This window comes from Acinetobacter sp. UBA991 (assembly GCF_002292065.1).
In the GTDB taxonomy this organism is placed as follows: Bacteria; Pseudomonadota; Gammaproteobacteria; order Pseudomonadales; family Moraxellaceae; genus Acinetobacter; species Acinetobacter higginsii.
In genome coordinates, this window is the sequence record NZ_DBBF01000024.1 from 112,871 (window position 1) to 125,406 (window position 12,536).

Consider the following 12,536-nt stretch of genomic DNA (forward strand, 5'->3'; position numbering starts at 1 on the left):
TTTGTGCAAGCTAGCCGAATTGACGAACAAAAAAAACAGGCTCATAAGAGCCTGTTTTCATCGCAGTTAAAAGATCGAATTAACGTGTTGGTAAGACGTCTTTCAATGCTTCATGCATTTCGAGTAATGCTTTTTCTGTGGTTTCCCAATCGATACAGCCATCAGTCACTGACTTACCGTATTCAAGATCGCATAGATTTTCAGGAATATCCTGACGACCACCTTTTAAGTGACTCTCTACCATGATCCCAACGATTGATTTGTTACCATCAAGGATTTGTTCCGTGATGTTTTTCAAAACCAAAGGTTGTAAGTACGGGTCTTTGTTTGAGTTGGCATGACTAGTATCAATCATGATCTTGTTGCTTACTTTAGCTTTTGCCAAAGCTGCTTCCGCTTCAGCAACTGAAGTTGCATCATAGTTAGGTTTGCCATTACCACCCCGTAATACCACGTGTGCATAAGGGTTGCCTTTGGTATTGATAATCGCAACTTGACCATTTTCATTCAGGCCCAAGAAGCTGTGACCATGTTTAACTGATTGCATCGCATTGGTCGCAACAGTTAAGCCGCCATCTGTACCGTTTTTGAAGCCAACAGGAGATGATAAGCCAGAAGACATTTCACGGTGAGTTTGGCTTTCCGTGGTACGTGCACCAATCGCAGACCATGAAATCAAGTCTTGGTAGTATTGTGGTGAGTTTGGATCAAGTGCTTCAGTTGCACATGGCAAACCTTTTTCATTCAAATCAATTAGTAATCCACGACCGATATGCAAACCTTTTTCAATATTGAAAGAGTCGTTCATGTCAGGGTCGTTGATTAAACCTTTCCAACCAACTGTGGTACGTGGTTTTTCAAAATAAACACGCATCACCAAATATAAGGTGTCTTTTACTTTTTCGCTGAGAACCTTGAGGCGATCAGCATATTCATGTGCAGCTTTAGGATCGTGAATCGAACAAGGGCCAATCACCACAAACAAGCGTTTGTCGTTGCCATCTAAAATGTTACGTACAGTTGCACGTCCTTGTAACACAGTTTGAGAAGCAGCATCAGATAAAGGGAGGTCAGCTTTCAGTTCTGCTGGGGTAATCAAAGTTTGAATGCTTTTAATATTAACGTCGTCGATATCTGGCTGAGAAACTGGATTTGACTGTAGAGTATTCATTGCTGTCACAAATTCAATCGAAAGAAAAGGTTATTTTGTCTACGAATATAGCATGAAATGCCGATTGATTAACTAGCGAAAAGCATAATTTATGTAGAAATAATCGGCATTACAACGCTTAAACAGTTGTTGTTACGTGCTTTGTTTGCTGAACCACAACTGCTTGATGTGTTTCAACTGGCTTTGGTTTCGCCTTAATTGGGTTCACCATGAAGTTCACACCCAAAGCAAATAGGGTAATGCCTAGAATTTTACGGATTAGTCGTTCTGGCATACGTGAGCTGATGAGTGTACCGACAATAATGGCTGGAATTGAACCCACCAATAACCACATTAACAGGGTAAAGTCGACATTACCTGAGGACATATGACTTAGACCAGCAACTGCTGTCAGTAATACCGCATGTACCACGTCTGAACCAATGATACGGATCATAGGAAGGTTCGGGAACATAAGCACTAAGGCCATGATACCGAAAGCACCTGCACCCACAGAAGACAAGGTTACAAAGATACCGAGCACAATACCCATAATCACAATGTAATGACGTTTGTGTTGCAATGCATGCTGTTCACTTTCCATATCCGCTTGTTCACGGTTACGGAATTTGTCAAAGAACTTTTCAATTTGCGCACGGAACACAATTGAGATACCGGTCAAGGTCAGCATAAAGCCCAAAACCATGGTCAATACCGCTTTATAATGGGTGGACTGACTGAGATAATGTTCAAGTACCCAAGAGGTTGCAAAAGAGGCTGGAATACTGCCTAACGCGAGCCAGAGTACAATTGGCCAGACAATATTTAGTTTTTTGGCATGAACCACTGAACCACAGAATTTTGAGATTGAGGCATAAAGTAGATCAGTACCAATGGCAATATGCGGTTCGATCTTAAATAGACTGATCAGGATTGGGGTCATCAATGAGCCGCCACCGACACCTGTGATACCGACACAGAAGCCAACCAATACCCCAGCCATAATAAATTCTATAGGACCAAACATCGACAATATGCCTAATTATGCAAAAATCAGCATATCTTATGCTTTTTTTAGATAACTCGTTGTGATGAATAATGATTTGCTTATGCAAAAAAAAGCTAAAGAAAGCCAATTTTCTAGATTTTTAGATCATCTTTAGTCAGATCAGCTTGCTTTATGAACTGTGATTGGTTTATTTTGAGATTCATACACGGATTGTATGTTTGATCATTTCGCTCTATGTCTATCTTTATTCGAAGCCTCATTTCATTGCTGATTGCTATGTGTTTTATCACCAATAGCTATGCAATGGCTATGTCTATGAATGAAGTAAATCAACCTGTCGTAGAACAAGTCATGACAAATCACGATGCGATGTCTGATTGTAGAATGTCTATGATGACGAAGCATGACCGTATGGACAGTGGCAAAATGGATACATCACACTGTCAAAAGAGTCTGTGCTGTGTTGCTGCAACTTTTGAACACAGCCATCATTCCATTGAGCGAAGCATACAATCAATTAAAACAGCAAATTCAGCTTATTTAGATCAACTGACTTTAGGGATCTATCAGTTACCTTATCGCCCCCAAATCATGTTCTGTTTTTATAAATTCAAATTTCTTTTTTTATTTCAAGGACATGATGATGTTTAATATTAAAACCGTATTGCTTTCAACACTCTTATTGGCCACGACTGTACCTGCTTTTGCTGCGAGTGATTGCTGTAAGGAAAAAGAGGCTGCTAATAAAAAAGAGTGCTGTGAAAAAAAGATGAAATGTTGTGATGACAAGGACAAAACGGCTGCTCAGGAAGATCATAGCCATCACGGGCATTAATTTCTAAGTAATCAAGCTATCCTTGGCAGAAGCTAAGGGTAGCTGTTGTGAAAAATATAAAGAAAGTGATTAAGTTTTTTAGTCTGTGTTTATCGTGTAGGTCTAGAAAAATAAAACTAATACATATAAGAACTTAATTGTTAACGGATAATGCCAAAAAATAAAATGGAAAATGTAGATTAATTTAGGATTATTTAATCAATTTTTTGTTTTGTATGAATATATTTAAAGATAAGTCGTTTTTTCAAAAGGTGCGAATCAATTAAATAAAATATAAAAATTGTTTTTATACATGACTAGACTAAAATTATTGAACAAAGGGAATGTCGCTTAGTTATTCATAATTCCTTAATAGGGCTTAGGTCACCGATATTAAGCAATCATACAATAAGTATATAAAGAGCGTTAATTTATGTATTTCCATCATCTATTTGAGATAGAAACAGATATTTTTAAAGGTGTGGCACCCCGTCCTGATGCGATTAATGAACTCATAGGAGGGGATGAATTCGCAGTTTGGCTGCGTGAAAGGTTAATTCTACAACAAATTTCCTGCAAAGATATTTATGCTGAAGATCATGGATGGGACTTTGTGCTTAACGTCGTTGGCAGAAGTTATCTCATCGTATGTTCTTGTGAGTTTGAAGATGAGGAACTTTCAACGGAGTGGCATTCTGTACAGATTGCACAAATTAAGGGCGAAATAATAGAAGCTGATCCAATTCTAGATTTGCTACGTAAGTTACTTATAGACGCATCTGAATTAACAGTATTAGCTGACGAGTCTATATCTCGACGTTAACTCGCATTAATGACATAGATAAAATTTAGCCTTTGAGACGCTGCATCTTTATTTCTTTGTAGGCTTCAGCTCATTCACTGATAACACCAACACAAAGGTCACGGGTGTGGCGAAGATCCACCAACTGATAAAGCCAATTGAACTGCCAAAGGTGAAGCAGAGTAAACTACCTGCAATCAAAAAGCAGATATAAGCTAAAACTCTCAACTGGGCTTTATAGCGAATGAAAACTTGTTGTTTGGCTTTACTGATTTGCTTGGCGCTACATTTATACAGCAACAACATCCCGATGAGGGTCAATACAAGGCTCAACAGAATCATGCGTTGACCTCCAGTTGTTTCGCTAACTTAGTTTTAATTTTTTGAACGGATTTCGCTTGAATCGGCTGGATATTTCTAAAAATAAACACAGCAAATAGGGCACAGATCAGCAGGAACAAATCAATTCGCAAGAATATCCAATAGCTGTGTAAATCAGTGATGAGCTGATGTTGAATCAAGTACACCAAGTTATAGACAGGTAGAATCAAAGCAATCAACCCGAAAATACAAATCTGTGATTTCCATAAATAGTGTTTTTTGGTCAATAAAGCGATGATAAAGCTCAGTCCCCATACGCTGAAAAAGGTATAAATTTCATAGTTGGGTGTGGTTTCAGTGATATGGACCAATCGATTGGCGAATAGATAGCCGAGCATTGCCATAGGAAGGCCGACAAAGGCTGCAACATTTAAACGATCCACCAAATAATAGCCAAAATGAAATTGATTCGATTTATTTTGAATCTGGCGTTTTAAGCTCCAGAGCAAGAGGCCAGACGCAATCATCAAACATCCCAAAATGCCTGAGCAAAAGAAAGCGAAGCGCAGTATCGGCTGTGCAAAAGTCGCCATATGTAGGCCATAAACACCCGCATTTAAGGTCGCAACAGTACTTTCATTTCGGGTATTAGCCAATACCTGACCTTGTCCATCAAAGGTGATTTGTGCCTGATTTAAGGTAATCGAACGATCTTCTAATTGCTTAAAGGTAATGATGGCTTGGTCTGTATTTGGTTTTTTGACCTCAATCGATGCTAAGGCTTGATCTCCCCATTGTTGTTTTACTTTTTCTAATAAGCTGCTCATGGGCAACATTTCTGCTTTTTTAGGTTCAGCTTGATGCGTTGTGCTTTTTTCAGTGGTTCTGATCTCAGTAAAATATTGAAATGGATTCTCTGGATAGAGTTTCTGCATGCCCCAAGGCAAGTACAGATAGAAGAAAATTGCCAATCCTGTAAAAGTAATGGTCAGGAAAAAGGGCAATGCCAGTACAGAGGAGACATTATGAAAATCTAACCAAGAACGCTGTGATTTAAAGGTTCTAAGGGTAAAGAAATCGGTAAAGATCTTCTTATGCGTGATAATCCCAGAGACCAAAGCAATCAGCATAATAAAGGCAGCGAGACAGGCGATTAGCCGTCCGACCATGATGGGAACACCATAGAGCTGAAAGTGGAAGTTATAAAAGAAATCTCCACCTTGGGTCGCTGAGAGTTTTAGCTCTTGCCCCGTATTGGCATCTAAACTACGGCTTTCATAGCCGCCGCTGGCTTGTTGCCAGTACATTTTGTTGACAGGTTCTTCATGATTGGCAATGTTGAGATACCAAGATTTGGCATCAGTCGCATTTTTAGCTAAATAATCCGTTGCTGTACGAATAGCAGTATCTTGATTAACTTGATATTGCGCCAGCTGTGGTTGCATCCATAGATTAATCTGATGTCGATAATAGGAGCTGGTACCCATTAAAAAAATGGCAAATAAAAGCCAGCCAAAAATTAAACCTGTCCACGCATGCAACCATGCCATTGATTGGCGAACGCCTTTATTTTGCATTTTTAATTTAAACCCACAGATAAGCCAAACAAAGCGCCTGTCAAAACCAGACTAGTCAAGCTGAGTTTCCACAGTGAATGTGCGCAAAAACTCAAAATGATAAAGGCTAGATAAAATAGAATTGAAATAAATGCCGCAAGATAGATTGCCTCTGCCTTGTCTAATAGATGGCTAAACAATGAACCGAGTCCAAGGCTCAAATACATCATGCACACATAGCCAACAACAAAACTCAGCACAAAGCGATAAAAAATGCTCAGTCGATAGACAAGCGAAATAGATGCAGATTTAGCCATAAAGGGTCTTGAAGCGAAAGAAGGGGGAAATGAATCACATATGGAAATGATTCTTGTTTATATTAAATCTTAGCGGAATCTCAATCAATTCTTCATTCATCGTAAATCTAGATTGTATTTTGAATAATAAATGTCATCTTAGATCAGAACTAATGTTCACCAATCATGAACAATTTGCGCGGTATAGGGTGATTCGATGTAAAATCATTCTGTTAGAATCATTTAAACATTTCTGTGGGGCGTGGGTCTTGTTAAAGCAAAAACTAAAAATTGGTATCGTGGTGGGAGAAGTTTCTGGAGATACTCTAGGAGTGAAACTCATGCGCAGTTTTCGCGAACAAGGCATCGATGCTGAATTTGAAGGGATTGGTGGTCCACAAATGATTGCTGAAGGATTTCACAGTTATTATCCGATGGAAATTCTTTCAGTGATGGGAATTGTTGAAGTCCTTAAAGATTTAAAAAAACTGTTTGCTGTGCGTGACGGTTTAGTTGAACGCTGGACAGAGCATCCCGTTGATATCTTTATTGGTATTGATGCACCCGATTTTAATTTACGCCTCTCTAAAACTATTAAAGAAAAACAGTTACCGATAAAAACCGTGCAATATGTCAGCCCATCGGTATGGGCATGGCGTCAAGGTCGTGTTCATGGCATTAAACGCAGTATCGATTTGGTTCTATGTTTATTTCCATTTGAAAAAACCTTTTATGAAAATTATGAGGTTGCCGCTGCCTTTGTTGGGCATCCATTGGCAAAGCAACTGCCGTTAAAAAATCCAATTACTGAAGCCAAGCATCAATTAGGCTTGTCTGCGCATAAAACCCATATTGCTTTATTACCAGGAAGTCGCCGTGGTGAAATTGAACGATTGTTACCACTGCTCACGGGTGCTGCTGAAATTCTTCATCGGAAGCATCCTGATCTGGAGTTTTTAATCCCTGCAATTAATGATGCACGCAAGCATCAGATTGAAAAGGGCATTCAAAATCTAGATACCAGCCTGAAATCTAAAATTCATGTTCTGGAAAATAGCGATGCCGAGTCAAAAATTGGCCGTATGGTGATGAATGCCAGTGATATTGTGGCTTTGGCTTCTGGTACCGCGACTCTTGAAGCAATGTTACTGCACCGTCCAATGGTGACTTTTTATAAATTGAACTGGCTGACCTATCTGATTGCGAAATTCATGGTCAAAATTCCATACTACTCATTGCCGAATATCATTGCAGGCAAGAAAGTAATTGAGGAACTGATTCAGGCCGATGCAACGCCTCAGCATTTAGCCACTGAAATCGAAAAATTAATGGATCATGAAACGGCGCATATTCAAATGATGCAACATTTGAGCATGCATAAACAGTTGATCTCGGGTAATACCGAAGATCCAGTACAAGCGATTCTCAATTGTTTAAATGCAGGCTAAATAAAAAAGGTGGCGATTAAGCCACCTTTTTTATGCATATGCTTCAGGCACGAAGGATTAGTTCGTAACCTGTATATTTACGGATATTGATCACACCAATATCGAATAATAAGTATTGGCCTTTGATTCCTTGCAACACACCGCGAATTTTTGGGGTTTTATCCAAATTCAGTGATTTAATCTTTTCAGGATAATGTTCAACGGGATAAATAAATTCACGTGGCGTTTCATCTTCCAAGAATTCCAAGCTTTCGTTAAATTCAAGGTTCTGATTGAATTCTTCACGGATGCTTTGAATTTTCGGAGCGAATTCTTCAAGAATTTGATCACGTTGTTCAAGCAGATTTAAAGGTTCAGCTTCACCTTTCAGCAATTTGCGCCAGTCGGTTTTATCTGCGATTTGTGTACCAATTAACGTTTCCAAATGCCCAGACAAACGACGTGAACCGACTTTCATAATCGGTAAAGCTTGCGTTGCCCCTTGATCTAACCAACGGGTTGGCATATTGACGATACGGGTAATCCCGATCTTTAAGGCACTTGAGTTGGCTAAATACACAATATGTGGCTGGAAACAAACATCATGTGCGAACTGGTCTTCACGACAGGTTCCCAAGTGATAATGGCAGGTTTCAGGTTTCATGATGCACAGGTCACATTCGGCCTTGGTTTTAAAACATTTAAAACAATGACCCTGCGAATAAGACTTCGGTGTTTTTGCGCCACAAGAGGTACAAAAGATATTGCCAGTCCATTCGATCTCAATTTCTTGACCTAAAACAAAAGGAAGGTCAGTTTCTGAACGATCTAATATAAATTTATATTCAACATTTGCCTTGCTTGTTGATTGATCAGTTACACTATGCGTTTTGAGCGCTGCATGCATTTTATGACAAATGCCTTGTAGTTCCATTAATAAACTCTCATCTTTTCAATCAAGGGTTGCAGTTATGGCTGAACAAAATGTCATCACTTCTATGCTAGACGATTTATCTCAAGAACAGCCCATTCATACTGCACTTTGTATAGGTCAGCAGATTGACCAAAATGCTTCAATTCAATGGCATTATTTTAGCGTAACTGACTTTTTAAGTCTGCCATTTACGCAGCGTTATGATTTAGGTTTTGTATTATTTGATACAGAAGAAATGCAAAACATCACCGAAACGCAAAAATCACAGCTGTTGGTGAAGTTACGTGACCTGATGGCCAAACGAATTGTCGTGGTCAGTAAACTGGGCGATGAAAAATTATTGCGTTCGCTTGGCTTTACTCAATTGATTGATAAAACCACACACGGCAGTGATTTTGCTTTATGGCAATTTAATATTTTGACTTATAAGCATGTACCTGACTGGTTTAACTCCAAGTTCTGGGCGAATCCTGAGAATTGGAATAAATTCCGCTGGTAAAATAATCAGGCTGGAAAGAGTTGCAAGTTCTTGCAAAATTTAACAATTTAACTTTGTTTTGTGCTTTCAAAGCAGCGTATGCTTTTTGGATAAATAATTCCAAAGGAAAGTTTAAGTCATGACTGATTTAACCAACATTGTTGAAATTTTAGCAAAGCAAGCTTTAGGCGGTCAGCAACAATCAGGCCAAGCGGGTGGTTTAGGTGGAATTTTAGGTTCTGTTTTAGGTCAACTTGGTGGGCAACAGCAAAATACCCAAAGCCAGCAAGGTGGCTTGGGTGGTATTTTGGGTTCAGTTTTAGGACAATTGGGTGGTGGAAATACTTCAACCCAAAGTAATGCAACTGGTGGTAATACCGCACAAACTTTATTGATTGCAGTTTTACCATTGGTGTTAGCTTGGATTCAAAAACAAGGCGGTTTACAAGGTGCATTGGATAAACTAAAAAATGCCGGTTTATCGAATCAAGTGCAAAGCTGGGTAGATCCACAGCAACAAAATGCACAAGATGTGCCAGAGCAAAATATTCAAAGTTTATTTGATGACCAAGATGTAGAACAAGTTGCACAACAAACTCAAGCACCGAAACAAGCGATTTATGGTGCAATTGCTTCAGTTTTACCGCAAGTGATTGATTCTTTAACACCGCAAGGTAGCAGTACCAATCCACAAGAAGCCAACCAAGATATTCAGCAAGTTTTGAATTTGGTGAGTGGCTTCCTTAAAAAGTAAAAAATCCGATGCGAAAAAGCCTGTTCTCTTGAGCAGGCTTTTTTCTAAGTTATATATCTACATCATTGCGATTCTGACAGCAATGATCTATTACATTGCTGCTTGGTCTTTTTCGCCCTAGATGTTGCTTTGTATACAGTACTTGGTTCAGGGAACAGTTTGAGCAGTGAAATATAAAGCAGTGCTGCGAGTGTAATACTGATCGGTAAACTCAGATCAAGACCGTTGAATAAATGTCCCCAAATACCAATGAACTGATCTGGTAAATGAACAAAGCATAAACCGATAAGCGCACTGGGTATCCATGCGATGATGCCACGCCAATTCCAACCATGATGAAACCAGTAAATGCCACCCTTTAGGCCATTTGCAAACACCTGTAAATCATCATTTTTATAGTAACCTTTCCGTGTGATAAATCCGATAATCATAATGATGATCCAAGGACTGGTACACACCACTATTAGAGTGGCAAAAGTCATGACGCTTTGAGTCAGATTCGCTGCAAAACGACCTAGAAAAATAAACAGGATGGACAATAGGCCAACCCAGATCGTGGCTTTAACACGTGTGAGTGATTTTGGAAAAAGACTCGACATGTCCAAACCCGTACCGTACAAGGCTGTAGTTCCAGTAGATAAACCACCAATCAGTGCAATTAAACACAATGGAATAAAGTACCAAGCTGGCGCAATTTGAATTAGTCCTGCGATGTAATTATTTTGTTCAATAAACACGGGAGCACTGCGAGCAACAATGCTGGCGGTGACTAGACCAAACAGAAAGGGAATTAAGGTTGCAAGCTGTGAAGCAAATACGGCTACCATGATTTTATGGGAGGCTGTTTCTTTCGGAATATAGCGCGACCAGCCACCAAGGAAAGTACCAAAGGAAATTGGGTTACTGAATGCAATCAAGGCTGCACCTGTGAAAGCTGCCCAAAATCCAGCTTGTCCGAGTTGAATTTGTCCTGCGTAAGTTGAATCAAATTGCTTGGAAAAAGCAAACAGACCTAAAAAGAATAATAGACTTGATGCAATCACGGCCACTCGGTTCACCAGTAGCATAAAGCGAAAGCCATAGATACAAATCGTAAGTACCAATAAGGCAAAGCCACTATAAACCAATCCATATAGCCAGTTACTTTGATAAGAACTGTCAAATAGACGTTGGGTTGCACCAATCAGTGCATCGCCAGAACTCCACACGGAGAGCGAAAAAAATGCGATGGCGGTAAGTAAGGATAAAAATGAGCCGACAACTCTGCCATGTACACCAAAATGAGCGCCAGAAGCCACGGCGTTGTTGGTTCCCGTACGTGCACCAAAAATTCCCATTGGCGCTAAGATACAGGCCCCCAAGATAACCCCACACAAGATTGCCCAGAATCCAGCTTGAAAAGAAAGACCAAAGACAATCGGGAAGCTACCTAAGACACAGGTCGAAAAGGTATTAGCACCACCAAAACTTAAACGAAATAGATCAAAAGGGCTTGCTGTACGGGCATGTGCAGGTATTTCTTCGATACCATAACTTTCGATTGTTGTAATCTGTTTAGAACGATCTCTATGCATAATGCGCTACTCTTAATATCCATTTATCAAGTTCAGGTTTGCTTGTTTGCTCATCCATTAAGCGGCTTGTTTGGGGCTGACGTGCTTTTGTTCAGCCTGTTCCTGAGAAAGTTGCTTTTGTCTTAATCGGGTAATGCCACAAATGCCAATGAGGGACAGCAGCGAGAGAAAACTAAATAAGAACGCCAAAGGTAACCATTGGCCTGCATAATGTTGAGCCAAAAAAGTGCCAATGATGGGGGTGGTTCCACTGGTGATTGCCGCAATCATTTGATAGGAAATGGAAATCCCTGAATAACGGACATGTGTAGGAAAAGCTTCCGCCATAAAGCCAGCGACAACGGCATATAAAGAAGACAGCGCAATGACCGCAAGCGTAATCCCCAACACGATGTAATAGATATTTTGGGTACTCACCAGCATAAACATTGGATATGGAATGGCGATACAGAGGATTGCAGCCCAGAACAGAAAACGATGTGTCCCGACTTTACTGGCATACCAAGCCGCAATTGGCATGGCTAAAAATTCAAATAGGGTGACCCAAAACAAAGCATCTAAAATCGTGGGGCGGCTGATCCCCATATATTGGGTGACATAGCTAATCATGAAGGTATTGGTGAAAAAGAAACCCGCTGTCCCAATGGTAATCGCCAGCCCAGCAAAAACCACTTGAGGCCAATAGTTTTTAAGCAACTCTTTTACTGGGTATTTGGCTATTTCTTGTTTGGCTTGCATCTGTTTAAATTCAGGGGATTCTTCTACGCCTAGACGGATGGCTAGGCCAATAAGCATAAATACAAAGCTGAGTAAAAAGGGTATACGCCAGCCCCAACTCAGTAAGGCTTGTTCATCCAAAGACGTAATACCTTTAAAGACTAAAAGGCACAGAATCAGACCCGCTGGGCTGCCCATTTGGGCAAAAGAGGCGAAAAAAGTTTTTTTATGGGCAGGAGCATGTTCGCTGGCCATGAGTACTGCGCCACCCCATTCACCACCGACTGACAAGCCTTGCAAAAAGCGTAGTACGATGAGAAGAACAGGGGCCCAAATCCCAATATGCGCATAGCTGGGAATCAAGCCAATCCCAGTGGTGGCCAGTCCCATCAGCAGCATGGTAAATAACAACATTTTTTTGCGACCTAATTTATCGCCTAAATGCCCGAAAATAACGGCAGCGATTGGTCTGGCAATAAAACCGACAGCAAAGGTTGCAAAAGCCGCTAATGTCCCTGTTACAGGATCGGTTTCAGGGAAAAATACCAAGCCGAGCACGAGAGCTGCAGCTGTGGCATAAACATAGAAGTCATAAAACTCGATTGTTGTTCCAACGAAGGCCGCGGCGGCAGCCCGTTTTGATTGATCTTTTTTCATTCCATCTCGACCTATTTTTATCCATGTATTTTTCTTGTTTTATCGTG

General features: G+C 40.2%; 13 protein-coding genes and 1 pseudogene. 6 read left to right on the forward strand and 8 right to left on the reverse strand.

The window, feature by feature from the left end:
* Positions 1 to 79: 79 nt before the first annotated feature.
* Both B2727_RS10120 and B2727_RS10125 read right to left on the reverse strand, forming a co-directional pair.
* Positions 80 to 1,171, reverse strand: a complete 1,092-nt coding sequence (locus tag B2727_RS10120; RefSeq protein WP_004653380.1) for a 3-deoxy-7-phosphoheptulonate synthase — start codon at positions 1,169 to 1,171, stop codon at positions 80 to 82.
* Positions 1,172 to 1,289: 118 nt separating this feature from the next.
* Positions 1,290 to 2,177 (reverse strand): sulfite exporter TauE/SafE family protein, encoded by an 888-nt coding sequence (locus tag B2727_RS10125; protein WP_033133097.1) that lies wholly within the window; start codon positions 2,175 to 2,177, stop codon positions 1,290 to 1,292.
* Positions 2,178 to 2,393: 216 nt separating this feature from the next.
* On the opposite strand from B2727_RS10125, the pseudogene B2727_RS10130 reads away from it, so the two are divergent.
* From B2727_RS10130 to B2727_RS10140, 3 genes and pseudogenes are all read left to right on the forward strand, one after another.
* Positions 2,394 to 2,767: pseudogene (locus B2727_RS10130) on the forward strand (hypothetical protein).
* A gap of 35 nt (positions 2,768 to 2,802) precedes the next feature.
* Positions 2,803 to 2,994 (forward strand): hypothetical protein, encoded by a 192-nt coding sequence (locus B2727_RS10135; RefSeq protein WP_005188714.1) that lies wholly within the window; start codon positions 2,803 to 2,805, stop codon positions 2,992 to 2,994.
* Between the two features lie 412 nt (positions 2,995 to 3,406).
* Entirely contained in the window at positions 3,407 to 3,796 is a 390-nt protein-coding gene (locus tag B2727_RS10140) for a hypothetical protein (RefSeq protein WP_033133098.1), read from the forward strand.
* Positions 3,797 to 3,844: 48 nt separating this feature from the next.
* Here the strand turns inward: B2727_RS10140 and B2727_RS10145 are convergent, their stop codons facing one another.
* The 3 genes from B2727_RS10145 to B2727_RS10155 are packed head-to-tail and all read right to left on the reverse strand — an operon-like array spanning position 3,845 to position 5,969.
* Positions 3,845 to 4,117: a hypothetical protein gene (locus tag B2727_RS10145; protein ID WP_033133099.1), complete on the reverse strand. Its 273-nt coding sequence runs from the start codon at positions 4,115 to 4,117 to the stop codon at positions 3,845 to 3,847.
* Positions 4,114 to 5,673: a PepSY-associated TM helix domain-containing protein gene (locus B2727_RS10150; protein ID WP_033133100.1), complete on the reverse strand. Its 1,560-nt coding sequence runs from the start codon at positions 5,671 to 5,673 to the stop codon at positions 4,114 to 4,116. The genes B2727_RS10145 and B2727_RS10150 overlap by 4 nt, the downstream gene beginning before the upstream one ends.
* A 2-nt stretch (positions 5,674 to 5,675) precedes the next feature.
* Positions 5,676 to 5,969, reverse strand: coding sequence for a hypothetical protein (locus tag B2727_RS10155; protein WP_033133101.1), 294 nt, complete (start codon positions 5,967 to 5,969; stop codon positions 5,676 to 5,678).
* A 248-nt stretch (positions 5,970 to 6,217) separates the two neighbouring features.
* Between B2727_RS10155 and lpxB the strand changes: the two genes are divergently transcribed.
* Positions 6,218 to 7,396 carry a lipid-A-disaccharide synthase gene (gene lpxB / locus B2727_RS10160; protein WP_162180563.1) on the forward strand — a complete coding sequence of 393 codons (1,179 nt, stop codon included), beginning with the start codon at positions 6,218 to 6,220 and terminating at the stop codon, positions 7,394 to 7,396.
* Between the two features lie 43 nt (positions 7,397 to 7,439).
* Here the strand turns inward: lpxB and B2727_RS10165 are convergent, their stop codons facing one another.
* Positions 7,440 to 8,309, reverse strand: coding sequence for a DUF2797 domain-containing protein (locus B2727_RS10165; RefSeq protein WP_004653389.1), 870 nt, complete (start codon positions 8,307 to 8,309; stop codon positions 7,440 to 7,442).
* Between the two features lie 37 nt (positions 8,310 to 8,346).
* Here B2727_RS10165 and B2727_RS10170 point away from each other — a divergent pair, with 37 nt between their 5' ends.
* Entirely contained in the window at positions 8,347 to 8,808 is a 462-nt protein-coding gene (locus B2727_RS10170) for a DUF6231 family protein (protein WP_016540206.1), read from the forward strand.
* A gap of 118 nt (positions 8,809 to 8,926) precedes the next feature.
* A complete protein-coding gene (locus B2727_RS10175) occupies positions 8,927 to 9,541 on the forward strand; it encodes a YidB family protein (protein ID WP_004653391.1) in 615 nt (204 codons plus the stop codon).
* A gap of 62 nt (positions 9,542 to 9,603) precedes the next feature.
* On the opposite strand, the gene B2727_RS10180 is transcribed toward B2727_RS10175, so the two are convergent.
* Both B2727_RS10180 and B2727_RS10185 read right to left on the reverse strand, forming a co-directional pair.
* The gene (locus B2727_RS10180) at positions 9,604 to 11,115 is read right to left on the reverse strand and encodes a purine-cytosine permease family protein (RefSeq protein ID WP_033133103.1); all 1,512 of its coding nucleotides are present in this window, start codon (positions 11,113 to 11,115) and stop codon (positions 9,604 to 9,606) included.
* Positions 11,116 to 11,172: 57 nt separating this feature from the next.
* Positions 11,173 to 12,489, reverse strand: coding sequence for an MFS transporter (locus tag B2727_RS10185; protein WP_033133104.1), 1,317 nt, complete (start codon positions 12,487 to 12,489; stop codon positions 11,173 to 11,175).
* Positions 12,490 to 12,536 lie beyond the last annotated feature (47 nt).